This window comes from Kordiimonas lacus (assembly GCF_001550055.1).
Taxonomy (GTDB): Bacteria; Pseudomonadota; Alphaproteobacteria; order Sphingomonadales; family Kordiimonadaceae; genus Kordiimonas; species Kordiimonas lacus.
Genome location: NZ_LRUA01000010.1, coordinates 179,649 through 194,263, shown reverse-complemented (window position 1 = coordinate 194,263; position 14,615 = coordinate 179,649). Strand labels below are relative to the sequence as shown.

Here is a 14,615-nt window from a genome sequence, read left to right as displayed (position 1 = left end):
AGAAGGACCGGATGATGGAATTCGATTTTACCCCCTGGCTTAATCTGGCCATTCGCTGGCTGCATTTCATCACCGGGATCGCCTGGATTGGCTCCAGCTTCTATTTCGTCTGGCTTGATAACCATCTGGAAAAACCGAAAGAGCCCAAGAAGGGTATGTCGGGCGAGCTGTGGTCCGTGCACGGCGGCGGCTTCTATCACAAGCAGAAATATGCCGTGGCGCCGGAACAGATGCCCGAAAACCTGCACTGGTTCAAATGGGAAGCCTATTTCACCTGGATGTCCGGCTTCGCGCTGCTGGCCGTGATCTATTATCTGGGCGCCGACCTGTTCCTGATCGACAAGTCGAAGATGGCGCTGTCGCAGGCGGAGGCCATCGGCATCAGCCTGGCGTTCCTCGTTGGCGGCTGGGTGTTTTATGACGGCCTGTGCCGGTCGCCGATCGGGCAGAACAACAAGCTCACCGGCATCATCTGGTTCGCGAGCCTCGTGGCGGCAGCCTATGCGCTGACGCAGATATTTTCGGACCGGGCGGCCTTCATCCATATCGGTGCCATCGTGGGGACCGCCATGGCGGCCAACGTGTTCATGGTAATCATCCCCAATCAGAAGAAGGTGGTCGCGGCCCTGACGGCAGGCGAGACGCCAGACCCGAAACTGGGCCAGATCGGCAAGCAGCGGTCGCTTCATAACAACTATATGACCCTGCCGGTGCTGTTCCTGATGATCTCGAACCACTATCCAATGACCTTCTCGAACCCTTATAACTGGGTGATCGTAGCGGCCATCGGCCTGGTGGGTGTGCTGGTGCGGCATTTCTTCAACCTCCGGCACAAGGGCAAGACCAGCCCGGCGCTCGTGGTGGCCGCCGTGGCGCTGTTCCTCGCCATCGCATTCTTTGCCGCGGAGGCCGAGAAGGCGGGCCGAGTTGAGGTGGCGGATGACCAGGTGACGTTCGAGAAAGTCCAGGCGGTTATTGGCAAGCACTGTGTCATGTGCCATTCGGCGACGCCGACCCACGAGTTCTTTGAGGAGGCCCCTGCTGGCGCGATGTTCGACACGGCTGACCAACTGGTGCAGTATGCCCCGACGATCATGGAACAGGCCGTCAAATCCGATATCATGCCGCTTGGGAACGAGACTGGCATGACGGACGAGGAACGCGCCCTTCTTGGCAAGTGGATTGAAGACGGGATGAAACGCTAGGCCATGCGCACGCTCAAAGCCGAACCGCTGACACCAGACGCTTTCGCCCCTTTCGGCGATGTCATTGAGGCGTCAGCGGACGCGCGGCAGATTTCCATCAATTACGGCAATACCACGCGGTTCCATGATCTGGCGCAACTGGCGCTCACCGCGGATGGCGGCAAAGCCGGTGTCAGCATCTTCCGGTCTAGCCCGCTTGACGGGCCGATCACCGTGAAGGTGATGGAATATCACCCCAAATCATCACAGGCCTTTGTGCCGTTATCCGGTCGCCCCTATCTGGTGGTGGTGGCACCCAAAGGGCCGTTTGATGCCTCAAAAATGCGCGCCTTTCTGGCGGGCCCCGGTCAGGGCGTGAACTATCACGCCGGCACCTGGCATCATTTTTCCCTCGCGCTTGAGGACGTCAGCGATTTTCTGGTGATCGACCGCATTGCCGATGATGACAATTGCGTTGAGCATGAGTTGAGCGCGGATGAGCAGCGAGTCGTCAGCTTCTAGTCCCCTGCAGGCTCGCCCAAAACCCGGGCCTTGAAGGTGGCCATGCCGTCGTTGATTTCCTGCAGTTTCTGCACGATGACCGTGTCTGTTGTCAGGCTGCATCCCATGCTGGAAATCGCGGTGCCCAGTTTCAATACAGGGATGGGTTCAGGTAGCCCTGCTTTTTTTGACAGATGTTTCGCCTCCAGCTCGCCGGTCAGCAGCAGATCAACCCGCCCCCGATAGAGCAGCCGCAACGCATCGATGCTGGTTTGTGTCATCAGGATATCCTGATGGCCCTGTGCCATGAGTTCACGGGTAGACGCATAATCAAACGTGGCTGAAACCCGGTAAGGCGTGATGTCCGCCAGCGACATGATCTCAATATCGGAATCCGGTCGTCGGTGAAGATACCAGCCGCTTTCGAAGATCGGCGACACCCATTGGAACAGGGCTTCCCGTTCTTTGGTTCGGTCGACGCTGTAGAGACAGGCGTTGGATGTTTCCTGCGCGGTCTGGAAGGCTCGCTTCCAGGGCAGAAGCTCGACCTGATAGCTGAACCCGGCCCGGCGCATCATCTCCGTGACAACGGCGTGCACTGTCCCCTCAATCTTGCCGGTGTTTTCCGAGAAGAAATTGAAGGGCGGGTTTTCTTCAGTGTAAAGCGTCAGCCGCACCGCGTCGGGTGCGGGTTCCACAGCGACTATCATCGCGGCAGTGGCGAAGGCAGCGAACACGCGGTGCTCCGGCTATTGTTGACCCATCCACCGGAGAGTGTACATGAAAATCAGAGCAATACCAGCAACTTACGGTTTGCTGTACCGGCACGCGCCTGCAATATAGGTATGGCAGATGACGCGGTCATCCCCCAGCATCGATAGCACGAAAAGCGTTTCGTCGATCGACGTGCAATTCTCCAGCCGCCGCTTCAGAAGCGGGGTCGCAGCCAGATCGAGCACCAGGAAATCTGCCTCTTTGCCAGCTTCAAAACTGCCGACCTTGTCCCCCATGTTGAGGGCCCGCGCACCGCCAAGGGTCGCCAGATAGAATGACTTGTAGGGATCGAGCTTATGCCCCTTCAGGTGACACACCTTGTAGGCTTCATTCAGGGTCTGCAGGAGCGAAAAGCTGGTGCCTGCGCCCACGTCTGTGCCCATGCCCACCTTCACACCGTGCGCTTCGGCTTTTTTCAGGTCAAAAAGGCCGCTGCCGAGGAACAGGTTCGAGGTCGGGCAATAGCTGATGGCCGCACCATTCTTTGCCATGCGCTGGAATTCATCGTCGCCCAGGTGAATACAGTGGGCGAACACGCTGCGGTCGGTCAGCAGGCCGAACTTGGCATAGACATCCAGATAATCCTTGGCATCTGGGTACAGCTCCTTCACCCAGTCAATCTCGCCCGTGTTTTCCGACATGTGCGTGTGCATCAGAAGGTCCGGGATTTCGGCCAGCAATTTGCCGGCGCGGGTCATCTGGTCGTCTGAGCAGGCGGGGGCGAAACGCGGTGTCACCGCATACCCAAGACGGCCTTTGCCGTGCCACTTTTCAATCAGCTCGCGGCTGTCGCGGTCGCCGCTTTCGGCCGTGTCACGCACGGCTTCGGGTACGTTGCGGTCCATCAGCGCCTTGCCGGCAACGATTCGCATGCCGCGGTCGAATGCGGCTTTGAAAAGCGCGTCGGCCGATTCTTTGTGAACGGTGCCGTAAACCAGTGCGCTGGTGGTGCCGTTCCTCAAAAGCTCATCAAGGAAGAAATCAGCGCATTCTTCCGCGTGGGCTGGGTCTTTGAATTTGGCTTCTTCCGGGAAGGTATAGCGCTCCAGCCAGTCCAGCAGCTGTTCGCCGAATGAGGCGATCATGTCCAGTTGCGGGAAATGGATGTGGGTGTCGATAAAGCCGGGGATGATCAGGCTGCCGCTATGGTCGACAATATAGGTGCCTTTCGGCAGGGTGGGTTCCAGATCAGCGCGCGCGCCACAGGCCAGCACATGGCCGTTTTCCAGCACCAGCAAACCGTCCGGGAAATAGGCTGCCGCGGCCTCGGTGCCAACCACAGCCGGGTCGTCCACAAGATGAAAAATCGCGCCTTTGATCGCTTTAACTGTCACACCCGATCCTTGTCTTGACCCCGGAATTGTCCGGTGGCCCACATAAAAACCCCTGCCCGCGGGCAGGGTTACATTCTGTCACAATTTGGAGGTTGGCGCTCCTTCAAACGAGCAATCCTGACTCCTTGGTCAGTTAATCACTTTTTTGGCGGAATTCCAAGCGTTTTCACGCATTTTTAGGCTAGAAAAGGCGGCTGTTGCGCCGGGACACCACATCCACGGCGACAAGGATTTTCTCAATCTCGCCAGCGTCGTCATACAGCGGCAAATAGAGCGCGAAAGCTTCCAGATATTCGCGGTCCGGCGAGATGGCTGGCGTGATGCACAGTTGCGGTACATTCTCAGAGAGCACAAGCGCACTTGTGTGGTAGATGCGGTTGGCTGCGATCTGGTTCGTCATCTCCCGGATGTCCTTGCCGGAGATCTCACCGTAGAAGTTGGCCACATGGGTGCCGATCAGCCGTACATGCAGGCCGAACGGTTCGTGGTCACGGGTTACATCCATGATCACCAGATGATCCAGATGCTTGCGGATTTCGGTGGGCCGGACATCTGCCCGGCACGGAAGCTTGTCGCCCGTGTGCTTGGACAACCAATAGTCATAGAAGAAATCCATAATCGGATTTTTGCCGACCACATCCTTGCCGCCGTGAATGACAAATTCACCGAACTCGGTGCCGGGTGGCAGGATGCTATGCTCCAGATTCAGCAAAACTGATTATCCGATTCCATTGCTCGACCCCAACTCGAGACTGGAATCTATCATACCTGAATTCAAGGAATGGTAAACAAGCTTGGCTTCAGGCCTCGCTCGTGCGGGTGCGGCTGAAGCCATACAGGCAGCGGCAAGGAGGCCAGCGCGAAGACTATAAGGCCCGGTCAGCGGGCACACCAAACCCGATGTCGATATAGCCGATATGATCGACGCGGTGATGTTCTGCCGCTGCCAGATGGGGCTCTGTATCGACATACTCACTGTCGGAAAACTGGTAGACCGCCAGGAAATAGCGGATCGTGCCTTCCTTATCGGTCAGCGGCAGTTTCAAAGTGGTAGCTCGGGCCTTTTTGCCCTGACTGAGCATCAGCACCTCGGAAATATAAAAGCCACATGGTTGATTGATCACATGGTCATACACCGATTTGACCCGACGCCGCTGTGGTTCGGGCACCAGAGACAGGGGGTCAAGCCCCGTCAGTTTTCGGTCCAGCCAGGCTTCCACATCGGTACCGACAAGCCGTAGGGTATAATCACCGCTTTCCAGCCGTTCAAAGATGATCAGATTGGGCAAAATCGCCGCCAGCTTCGGCATGCTCAGGTCAGATTTGGCAGGGATCGCTTTTCCGTCCTTGAGCAAATCACGCCACAGCACCGGCCAGAGCTTCAGCTTGTCCGTGAGGGTCGATTCGTCGATTTCATCCAGCTTCAGGTCAACCCTTGGCGGAACATGAGGGAAATCGAACGGCTTCTTCTGATATGGCTCTTTCATATGGCGTATCCTGCTGTCGCCTTGTTTTTTCAACAATACCATAGAGATGGTCAGATCAATACGGCTGAAATCGGTCCTTGGATCAGGTTTGGTGATTTGCCGTAACGCCCACTCAGCAGGGGTTGCAGACTTTTCTTGTTGACGGGGATTTTTCCAGTTGATACTAATACTAAGAATTGTTCGCAATTGTAGAAGGTTGTTTGCACCATGTATGTGTGTCTTTGCAATGGATATACTGACCGGGAAATCCGTGCCGCTGTGCGCGAAGGCGGCGTAAGCAACGCTGAAGAAGCCTATCTGTCACTTGGCAATGGCTTCTGCTGTGGTGCCTGCCATGACTGTGCAAATGATCTGGTGCAGGAGGAACTGCCGAACCGGCGGGTCCTTGCAGCGGAATAATCTACTTCCGGGCGCTGGCCCGGGCACGTAGGGGAAAAAAGACCGCCGGGCCAAATGCCCAGGCGGTCTTTTTGTGTCTTAAGCAGGTGCGGTGCGCGCGCAGCCGTTAGTCTTCGGCGGCCGGCGTCTGCAGCTGCACGTAATTCTGGTAGCCCATCTTGTCCAGAAGGCCTAGCTGGGTTTCCAGCCAGTCGATGTGCTCTTCTTCAGATTCGAGGATGCTTTCCAGCAGTTCACGGCTGACATAGTCGCGGATGCTTTCGCAATATTCGATCGCGTCCTTGAGGTCCTTGTGGGCCGTGTGCTCCATCTTCAGGTCGCATTCGAGGATTTCCTTCACATCCTCGCCGATCATCAGCTTGCCCAGATCCTGCAGGTTTGGCAGGCCTTCCAGGAACAGGATGCGTTCGATCAGCTCATCGGCGTGCTTCATCTCGTCGATGGACTCTTCATATTCCTTGTCCGCCAGCTTTTTCATGCCCCAGTCCTTGAGCATGCGCGAATGCAGGAAATACTGGTTGATGGCGGTCAGCTCGTTCTTGAGAATCACGTTAAGATGCTGAATGACCTTTTTGTCGCCTTTCATGACGAGCCTCCTCGGTTCGGGTATTGTCGCTATCGATGATTGATCCAGACTATAGCGGCACCATAGCAGAAAACCAATCGCTTTTCACAGTTGCTAACTCTTCTTAATTGCATGGAAACAAAAGGTTTTTCCCTGAAATAAGCACAAGATAGTCTGGCTAAAATTCGTCCAGTTTCTTCAAGGGTTTGGGTGCTTCATGCCGCGTGCTGGTTGCATGCGGGGCCGCGATTTTACAAAAGCGTCATGGCCCTGTATAAGGCGCCCAGTTTTGGTCCCGGCTTTACGCGTCGGTCCTCTGAAATGAATGGAACAACTATGTCGAATTATCTTGTGGCTGCGCTTTATAAGTTCGCGGCCTTCCCTGACTTTAAGGGTTGGCAGCATCCGATCACCGATGTGTGCCTCAAGGGCGACGTGAAGGGCACGCTCCTTCTTGCGAACGAAGGCATCAATGGCACCATCGCCGGCCCTGAGGCAGGCGTGCGTAAAGTGCTGGATTTCCTGCATGCCATCGCGCCGCTTTCGGGCTTTACCCACAAGGAAAGCTGGGCGTCGGATGAGCCTTTCCTGCGCATGAAAGTGCGGCTGAAGAAGGAAATCGTCACGCTGGGTGTGGAAGGGGTGGACCCCAACAAGGTGGTTGGCACCTATGTGAAGCCACAGGACTGGAACGCCCTGATCTCCGACCCGGATACGGTGGTAGTGGATACCCGCAATGACTATGAAGTGGCCATTGGCACCTTCAAGGGCGCGGTGGACCCCAAGACCAAATCCTTCCGCGAGTTCCCCCAGTGGGCCGAAGAAAACAAAGACCTCCTGATGAAGCCCAAGCTGGCGATGTTCTGCACTGGTGGCATCCGCTGTGAAAAATCCACGGCCTATATGAAAGAGCAGGGATACGAGGAGGTCTATCACCTTGAGGGCGGCATCCTGAAGTATCTCGAGGAAGTGCCGGAAGAGGACAGCCTGTGGGAAGGCGACTGTTTCGTCTTTGACGACCGGGTATCCGTGCGCCACGGCCTCGCGGAGGGTGATTATACCATGTGCCGCGCTTGCCGTCGGCCTGTATCCCCAGACGCCAAGCTGCTGCCGGAATATGAGGAAGGCGTCAGCTGCCCGCTGTGCATTGACGAGACAACAGCTGACCAGAAAGAGCGCTTCAAGGAACGCCAGAAGCAGATTGAGCTGGCGCAAAAACGCGGCGAACGCCACGTGGGAATCACCAAGCCACCCCGTGGCAAATCGGGCGGCGCAGCGGAAAGCGCCGAGGCCGACTAGTGGCTGACGCGCATCCCATTCTCTATAGCTTCCGCCGCTGCCCGTATGCCATGCGGGCGCGGCTTGCCATCGCCAATGCTGGCGTGGGTGTGAAGCTCCGGGAGGTGGTGCTCAGGGACAAGCCGGCCCACATGCTGGAGATCTCGCCCAAGGGCACGGTGCCTGTGCTGCAGCTGGCGGACGGCACCGTGATCGATGAAAGCCTGGACGTGATGCGCTGGGCGCTTGAGCAGCATGACCCGGACGGCTGGTTGACACCGGAAGCTGGCACGCTCGCTGATACGCTCGCGCTGATCGCGGGCTGTGACGGTGACTTCAAACATCATCTGGACCGCTACAAATATGCCGCCCGGTATGAGGACGTGGACCCCATAGAGCACCGCAAAGCAGCGGAGGTGTTCCTTGCCAAGCTCGAGGCTCGCCTGAACGACGGCGCTTGGCTGTTTGGCAGTCGCGCCTGCCTGGCTGACTATGCCGTCCTGCCTTTCATTCGCCAGTTCGCCAGCGTTGATCGCGCCTGGTTCGACAGCGCGCCCTATCCGGCGCTGCACGCATGGCTGAAGGCCTTTATGGACGGCGACTTTTTCAAATCGGTGATGAATAAATACCCGCAGTGGCAACCTGGTGATGCGGAAGCCGATTTCCCGGGCTAGGGCTTAGATGCTGTTAGCTGTGCTGACGTGGCGCGCCATTTCCAGATACCGCATGAAGGTGACGAGGCTCTGGGCCGACATCTGCCGTGGCTTGAATGTGCCGTCTGTCGCGAATTTCTTGACGATATCCTGTTCGTCCTTCGACGCGTGATAATAGGCCATCGACCAGTCCGAGAAGATGCGTTCCGGCGCGGGCTCGAAAAAGACCAGTTCGAATTTGTGGTGGCTGTTTGAGCGCATGATGCGCGCCAGCACGGCGGTGAGCGCAACCCGGTCACCTTCCAGCATCTGCACGAAGGTGGTGCCGTCAAACCATAGGGCGCCGGTGATATGATGCTCTTTGTTATAGTCTCTGGAACTTTGGACAATCGCATCCATGTCGAGGGGCGCGTCACCCTTCAGTTCGCTGATATAAAGTAGATGATAGAGCACGGCATCTGGCCTCCACCGTTAACCATAACCAAGTGTATGATTTCAGGGCTAAAGATTGCGTTAACGGGAATTTGCGCCGAACAGTCGTTGCCGGTTGGGGGCGGCTTGGTTTAAAAGCAGCTAACGCAACGTTTCAAACCTTATCGGGAGCATCAGCATGGCAGCAAAAAAGGCACGGGTGAAATGGGCCGGTGACATGACCTTCATTGGCGAGTCGCCTTCCGGCCACGCGGTGGTGATGGATTCGGGTTCCGGCGATGGTGGCCTTGATCACGGCATTCGTCCGATGGAAATGCTGCTGCTCGGGATGGGCGGTTGTTCCAGTATCGATGTGATGCTGATGCTCAAGAAATCCCGCCAGAAGGTGACTGACTGCTGGGTGGAGCTGGATAGCGAGCGGGCCGAAGAACCGCCTCGGGTGTTCACCAAGATCCACGCACATTTCGTGATTACGGGGCACGGGGTTGACCCCCGCGCGGTCGAGCGGGCTATTCAGCTGTCGAAGGATAAATATTGTTCGGCGTCGGTGCAGCTGGGCGCCATGGCCGACATCACGACTGACTTCGAAGTCCGCGAAGCCGACTGAAGAGGGATGGTTTGGCGTCTGGCTGGATCGCCAGCGCCTGCTCGACGCTCACGAGCGTCAGCGTCCCGCCATACACGCAGCCCGTATCGATAAACAGCGCGCTCCCAAGTTTCTTGGGGGCGTCGATGGGTGTGTGGCCATGCACCGTCAGCGCGGCCGTGCGGTCGCTCTGTGGCTTGCCCTTCGTGAGCACCCGCCGGCCCCACAGCATGGCCTGAACCTGATAAAGGTCGAACACCGTGTCACCCACTTGGCCCCAGTCTTCGCCCGGCCATTCGGCGTGGCAGACACCGATGGTGCGTCCGTCCTTCAGCTCAAGCGTGATCGCGAGCGGCATCTGCTGCGCCAGCGTCGTGCAATCGTCTTTCTGCTCTTCCGTCAGCTGTAGGAACCACTCGCCGCCATTGGCCATCCACATGGCCACGGCGCCGTCGAACTGGGCATCCAGAAGCATGGTTTCGTGGTTGCCGCGGGTGGCATAGAACCAGGGCTTGTGCAAAAGCATCATGCAGTCATAGGAGCTAGGTCCCCGGTCCACCAGATCCCCCACGGAAATGACGCGGTCTTTTGCCGGGTCGAAATTCACCCGCGTCATGGCCTCGACGAAATGGTCATATTCGCCGTGCAGGTCCCCAAGCAGAAAGTCCCGCCCGGCCGTGTTGGCCGGTAGCCTGATGTGGCGCGGGGCTGTCTGATGCGATGTATTCATGTTTGGTCCTGGATAGTCCGTTAAGCGGCGCGCCCGATTGGCGCGGTTGCTTCTTTAAGCCACTGGCGGGTGTCTGGGTCAACCAGTTCCGCTATCTTATCATACACCTGTGCGTGATAGCCATTGAGCCACTCAAGCTCAGTATCCGTCATGATTTTGGTATCAACAAGGCGGCGGTCAATGGGCGCCCAGGTGAGGTTTTCAAACTCGAACATCTCACGTTCGGTGTCCTCATTAACTGGCTTCACCAGGATCAGGTTCTCGATCCGGATACCGAACTCGCCTTCCTTATAGTAGGCGGGTTCGTTCGACAGGATCATGCCTGCCTGTAGCGGAACGGACGTACCGCCTTTGGCAATCCGTTGCGGGCCTTCATGCACGCCGAGGAACGCGCCGACACCGTGGCCGGTACCGTGGTCATAATCCAGCCCAGCTTCCCAGATCGGACGGCGCGCGATGGCGTCCAGCGCCATACCGCTGGTGCCTTTGGGGAACCGCGTGGTGGCCAGCGCAATGTGGCCCTTCAGCACGCGGGTGAAGCGGTCGCGCATCTCATCCGTCGGTTCGCCGATCGGCACGGTGCGGGTGATGTCGGTGGTGCCGTCCAGATACTGGCCGCCGCTGTCCACCAGATACAGCTCACCAGCCTTGAGCGGGCGGTTGGACGCTTCATTTACCCTATAGTGCGGCAGGGCGCCGTTGGGGCCGCTGCCGGAGATGGTGTCGAAGCTTTTGTCGCGCAAAAGATCCCGCTTCTTGCGGAAGGCCCACAGGCGGTCCACAGCGGTCAGCTCATCAATGCCGCCCTTGGGTGCTTCGGTTTCAATCCAGTGCAGGAATTCCGAAATGGCCGCGCCGTCCCGGATATGGGCATCGCGGCTGCCTTGCTGCTCGGCCTCATTCTTGATGGCTTTCGGCAGGATGCAAGGGTCCTGGCCTTCAATCAGCGTGGCGCCGCTGACCTCAAGCGTGTTGAACACCTTGGCGTTGTTGGTGTTGCGGTCCACCAGGATTTTCCGGCCAGCGCCACCAAGCGCCGCCAGCGCCATATAGAAGGTGTTGCGCGGCTCAATCTGAACCTGGTTGCCCAGGTGCACGCGCAGCTCGTCGGTGATTTTCTCTGGCGCGATATAAAGGTTGGCGCTGCCATCAGCGTGCAGGATGCCCCAAGCGTGGGTCACAGGCGTGTTGGAAACGTCCGTGCCGCGAATGTTGAAGGCCCAGGCAATGCTGTCCAGCATGGTAATAACGGCGGCGTCGGCGCCTTCTTCCCGCAGTTGGGCAGCAATCTCGGCGCGTTTTTCCTCGGCCGACTTGCCGGCATATTCAGCTGTATGCACCAGTGCGGGCGCCAGCGGCTCTGCAGGGCGGTCTTCCCAAATAGCGTCAATGACGTTGGTGCTGACGGCCTCAAGCTTCAGGCCCTTTTTCTTGAACAGGGCTTCGGCTTCCTCAACCCAGGCGATGGTCGTCAGCTCCGGGTCATAGCCAATTACGGCGCCCTCATCCGAATGGTCGGCCACCCACTTCAAAAGCGGGTATTCATCAAACAGGTGATGTTCATAAAGCGCCGGGTCCAGCTCGGCTGCTGCCTGAATTGTGTAGCGCCCATCAATAAACAGGCTGGCCTTGTCCATTAGCACCGCCGCGTTGCCCGCAGACCCGGTGAAGTTTGTCAGCCACGGCAGACGCTGGGCGTAGCTGCCTACATATTCGCTCATGTGTTCATCGGTCAGCGGCACGATATAGCCGTCAAGGCCACGCTCCTTCATCTCAGTTCTGAGGGCGGTCAATCGGGCAGCATGATCGGACATGGGCGGCTTCTCCTAAGGTTTCAACTGAAAACAAGTTGGGCTTTACATGGCAGGGCAGGGGCCATTTTGCAAGGAAAGTTGGTATTTCCGGGCTTGCCTGCGCGAAGGGCTTTACAGCGTCTGTTGCCCGTCCTACCTATGGAAAAACACCTTTGTACAGTCAGGATCACACCATGCTCAAAGCCCCCGCGTCCCTCGCGCCGCCAAAGGCCACGACAAAGCCCTATCAGGCCAGCCATCATGGCATCACGTTTGAGGACCCATACTTCTGGCTGAAGGACCCGGGCTACCCTGAAGTAACGGACGAAGAAATCCTTGGGTATCTGAGGCAGGAAAATGATTATTTCGAATCCGTAATGAAAGATCAGGCAGATCTGACCGACGCGCTTTTCGAGGAAATCAAGGGCCGCATCAAGGAAGACGACGAAAGCGTGCCGTGGGCGGATGGCGATCATGAGTATCGCTGGGCTTTTGCCAAGGGGGCTGAATATCGTGCCTGGTACCGCCGGCCAAAAGGCGCTTCGGACTGGGACGTGCTCTTGGACGAAAACCTTGAGGCCGAAGGGCATGAGTTTTTCAAGCTGGGCGGCATGGCCGTCAGCCCCTGCGGGCGCTATCTGGCTTACTCATCCGACACCAATGGGTCTGAACGCTTCACCGCCCGCGTCCGCGACCTAAAGACCGGCGACATGCTGGCCGATGAGATTGTCGAAACCTCAGGCGAGATTGTCTGGGCTTTGGACAGCAGCGGCTTTTATTATGTGAAGGTCTCCAAGGAATGGCGGCCCTATCTGGTGAATTTCCACACGCTGGGGGGTGAGGCCCGCAAGGTCTATGAAGAAAGCGATACCAGCTTCTTCGTTCATATCCGCCGCACCAGCAGCCGGTCGCATCTGGTGATCAGAAGCGCTGACCATGTGACCGCCGAAAATCTGGTGGTGCCGCTTGATGATGCGTCTGCCGTTCCGGCGCTTGTTCGGGCGCGGGAGACGGGCCACGACTATACAGTCGATCATGACGGCGCCGGGCATTTCTATATCCGCTCCAACGGGAGCCAGAAAAACTTCAGCATCTATAAGGCGCCCGTGGGCGCGCCCGCTGACTGGACACCAATCCTGGAAGGCAGTGCGTCCCTGTACCTTACTGGCATGCAGGCGTTCGAAGGCTTTCTGGCGGTCGAGGAAAAGCTGGACGGGCTCGACCAGATCCGCCTGCTGTTCCCGGACGGTACCAGCCGTCATATCGATATGCCGGAACCTGTTTATGAAGTGGGGCTGGGCACGAATGCGGAGTTCAGCCAGAAGCATGTGCGGCTGGGGTACTCGAGCCTCGTGACACCGCCAAGCGTGTTCGATTATGACTTGGGTACCGACAAGATGACGCTCAGGAAAGAGCAGGAAATCCCGTCGGGCTATGACAAAACGGGGTACGCGTCCGAACGCCTGATGGTCAAAGTCCGCGATGGCGTCGAGGTGCCTGTCAGCCTTGTCTATGGGAAAGACTGGAAGAAGGGCGCGCCTGTCCATCTGTATGGCTACGGTGCCTACGGCCTTGGCATGAGCCCCAGCTTTTCCGCTACGCGCCTGAGCCTGCTGGATCGCGGGTTCGCCTACGCCATCGCGCACATTCGGGGCGGGGACGAACTGGGGTACGGCTGGTACGAGGACGGCAAACTCGAGAAACGCACCAACACCTTCAATGACTTTGTCGATGTGGCGCGACATCTGGAAAGTGAAGGCTATGCATCCAAAGGCGGCATCAGCATATCGGGCGGCAGCGCGGGGGGCGAGCTGATGGGCGCGGTGGTCAATCAGGCGCCTGAATTATTCAAGGGCGTGGTGCTGCATGTGCCGTTTGTGGATGTGCTCAACACCATGCTGGACGCTGACCTGCCGCTGACGCCGATCGAATGGCCAGAATGGGGCAACCCGATCAAGGACAAGGCGGCGTTTGAAACCATCAAAAGCTATTGCCCCTACAGCAATATTGAGGCCAAGGACTATCCGCCCATGCTGGTAACAGGCGGCCTCAATGACCCGCGCGTGACCTATTGGGAGCCCGCCAAATGGACCGCCAAACTGCGCGCCACCAAAACCGACGATAACCTCCTCATGATGAAGATCAACATGGGGGCGGGGCACGGCGGCAAGTCAGGCCGGTTTGAACGTTACCGCGAGGTGGCGGAGGAATATACCTTCCTTCTGATGGCATTTGATCTTATTTAACCGAACGATTGGTTGGGAAATATTTATGGCACTGGATGGCACGTATGATCGGGAAGTTCTGGCGCTTGATCCGACGCCGGTTGAGACGGAGCGCTTACGGCTGAGGCTGTTTGAGGAAGGCGACGCACACGCCATGTGGCTGATGCTCTCAAACCCCAATGTGATGCGTTTCATTCCGCGCCCGGCAGGCACTGATGAGGCCGAGGAAAAGCAGGCTTTTCTCAAGGGTCTGAAGGAAGGGCGCTTCAAATTCTTCTATGCGGTGACTTGGAAAAGCTCTCAGCATGGTACGGACGAAACGGCCCTTGGCTGGGTGTTGATGCGCCCCACGCCTGATGGTCGGTTCGTTGAAGTGGGCTATTGGTTCCGGGAAGAATATTGGGGCATGGGGCTGGCCACGGAAGCGGGCCGAGCGGCAATTGAAGCCGCGCGCAAAACCATGGGCTTTCCAGACCATGACCTGTTCGCATACGTGCTTCGGGGCAATGAGCCCAGCCGCAATGTGCTCAGGAAGCTAGGGCTGGAGCACCGGCAGGACGCCGTGATCGACGGCGATGAAGTATGGGAACTATATGGTCCGGGTGCCGAGATTTACGAAGAAACCGTGCGCTTCATTCACAAGCAGCCAGAAACAATCCCAGTTGAAGGATAGG

16 protein-coding genes are annotated in these 14,615 nt (G+C 57.7%); 8 read left to right on the top strand and 8 right to left on the bottom strand.

Annotated elements, in window-relative coordinates:
* Window positions 1-14: 14 nt before the first annotated feature.
* Window positions 15-1,205 carry a urate hydroxylase PuuD gene (locus KORLAC_RS15785; RefSeq protein WP_068308284.1) on the top strand — a complete coding sequence of 397 codons (1,191 nt, stop codon included), beginning with the start codon at window positions 15-17 and terminating at the stop codon, window positions 1,203-1,205.
* A 3-nt stretch (window positions 1,206-1,208) separates the two neighbouring features.
* A complete protein-coding gene (locus tag KORLAC_RS15780; protein ID WP_068308281.1) occupies window positions 1,209-1,706 on the top strand; it encodes an ureidoglycolate lyase in 498 nt (165 codons plus the stop codon).
* Here KORLAC_RS15780 and KORLAC_RS15775 read toward each other — a convergent pair.
* The 4 genes from KORLAC_RS15775 to KORLAC_RS15760 form a co-directional block, all read right to left on the bottom strand.
* The gene (locus KORLAC_RS15775) at window positions 1,703-2,422 is read right to left on the bottom strand and encodes a substrate-binding periplasmic protein (protein WP_068308278.1); all 720 of its coding nucleotides are present in this window, start codon (window positions 2,420-2,422) and stop codon (window positions 1,703-1,705) included. The genes KORLAC_RS15780 and KORLAC_RS15775 overlap by 4 nt on opposite strands.
* Before the next feature lie 69 nt (window positions 2,423-2,491).
* Window positions 2,492-3,793, bottom strand: a complete 1,302-nt coding sequence (gene guaD, locus KORLAC_RS15770) for a guanine deaminase (protein ID WP_068308275.1) — start codon at window positions 3,791-3,793, stop codon at window positions 2,492-2,494.
* 181 nt (window positions 3,794-3,974) lie between these two features.
* A complete protein-coding gene (locus tag KORLAC_RS15765) occupies window positions 3,975-4,505 on the bottom strand; it encodes a PAS domain-containing protein (protein WP_068308272.1) in 531 nt (176 codons plus the stop codon).
* 154 nt (window positions 4,506-4,659) lie between these two features.
* Window positions 4,660-5,280 (bottom strand): PAS domain-containing protein, encoded by a 621-nt coding sequence (locus tag KORLAC_RS15760; RefSeq protein ID WP_068308269.1) that lies wholly within the window; start codon window positions 5,278-5,280, stop codon window positions 4,660-4,662.
* Between the two features lie 207 nt (window positions 5,281-5,487).
* Here KORLAC_RS15760 and KORLAC_RS15755 point away from each other — a divergent pair, with 207 nt between their 5' ends.
* Window positions 5,488-5,679 (top strand): (2Fe-2S)-binding protein, encoded by a 192-nt coding sequence (locus tag KORLAC_RS15755; protein WP_068308266.1) that lies wholly within the window; start codon window positions 5,488-5,490, stop codon window positions 5,677-5,679.
* Window positions 5,680-5,785: 106 nt separating this feature from the next.
* Here KORLAC_RS15755 and bfr read toward each other — a convergent pair whose 3' ends face one another.
* Window positions 5,786-6,265 carry a bacterioferritin gene (bfr, locus tag KORLAC_RS15750; protein WP_068308263.1) on the bottom strand — a complete coding sequence of 160 codons (480 nt, stop codon included), beginning with the start codon at window positions 6,263-6,265 and terminating at the stop codon, window positions 5,786-5,788.
* A 300-nt stretch (window positions 6,266-6,565) separates the two neighbouring features.
* On the opposite strand from bfr, the gene trhO reads away from it, so the two are divergent.
* On the top strand, window positions 6,566-7,543 hold the full coding sequence (trhO, locus tag KORLAC_RS15745; RefSeq protein WP_068309351.1) for an oxygen-dependent tRNA uridine(34) hydroxylase TrhO: 978 nt from the start codon (window positions 6,566-6,568) through the stop codon (window positions 7,541-7,543).
* Window positions 7,543-8,196 (top strand): glutathione S-transferase, encoded by a 654-nt coding sequence (locus KORLAC_RS15740; protein ID WP_074519257.1) that lies wholly within the window; start codon window positions 7,543-7,545, stop codon window positions 8,194-8,196. Before trhO ends, KORLAC_RS15740 begins: the two co-directional genes overlap by 1 nt.
* 3 nt (window positions 8,197-8,199) lie before the next feature.
* Here the strand turns inward: KORLAC_RS15740 and KORLAC_RS15735 are convergent, their stop codons facing one another.
* Window positions 8,200-8,628, bottom strand: a complete 429-nt coding sequence (locus KORLAC_RS15735; protein WP_068308261.1) for a BLUF domain-containing protein — start codon at window positions 8,626-8,628, stop codon at window positions 8,200-8,202.
* Between the two features lie 157 nt (window positions 8,629-8,785).
* On the opposite strand from KORLAC_RS15735, the gene KORLAC_RS15730 reads away from it, so the two are divergent.
* On the top strand, window positions 8,786-9,214 hold the full coding sequence (locus KORLAC_RS15730; RefSeq protein ID WP_068308258.1) for an OsmC family protein: 429 nt from the start codon (window positions 8,786-8,788) through the stop codon (window positions 9,212-9,214).
* Here KORLAC_RS15730 and KORLAC_RS15725 read toward each other — a convergent pair.
* Together KORLAC_RS15725 and KORLAC_RS15720 are read right to left on the bottom strand one after the other, a co-directional pair.
* The gene (locus KORLAC_RS15725; protein ID WP_068308255.1) at window positions 9,180-9,923 is read right to left on the bottom strand and encodes a metallophosphoesterase; all 744 of its coding nucleotides are present in this window, start codon (window positions 9,921-9,923) and stop codon (window positions 9,180-9,182) included. The two genes, KORLAC_RS15730 and KORLAC_RS15725, sit on opposite strands and share 35 nt — an antisense overlap.
* Before the next feature lie 20 nt (window positions 9,924-9,943).
* Window positions 9,944-11,737, bottom strand: coding sequence for an aminopeptidase P family protein (locus KORLAC_RS15720; RefSeq protein WP_068308252.1), 1,794 nt, complete (start codon window positions 11,735-11,737; stop codon window positions 9,944-9,946).
* A gap of 173 nt (window positions 11,738-11,910) precedes the next feature.
* Between KORLAC_RS15720 and KORLAC_RS15715 the strand changes: the two genes are divergently transcribed.
* Window positions 11,911-13,962 (top strand): S9 family peptidase, encoded by a 2,052-nt coding sequence (locus KORLAC_RS15715; protein ID WP_068308249.1) that lies wholly within the window; start codon window positions 11,911-11,913, stop codon window positions 13,960-13,962.
* 25 nt (window positions 13,963-13,987) lie between these two features.
* Window positions 13,988-14,614, top strand: coding sequence for a GNAT family N-acetyltransferase (locus KORLAC_RS15710; RefSeq protein ID WP_068308246.1), 627 nt, complete (start codon window positions 13,988-13,990; stop codon window positions 14,612-14,614).
* The last annotated feature ends 1 nt before the right edge of the window (window position 14,615 follow it).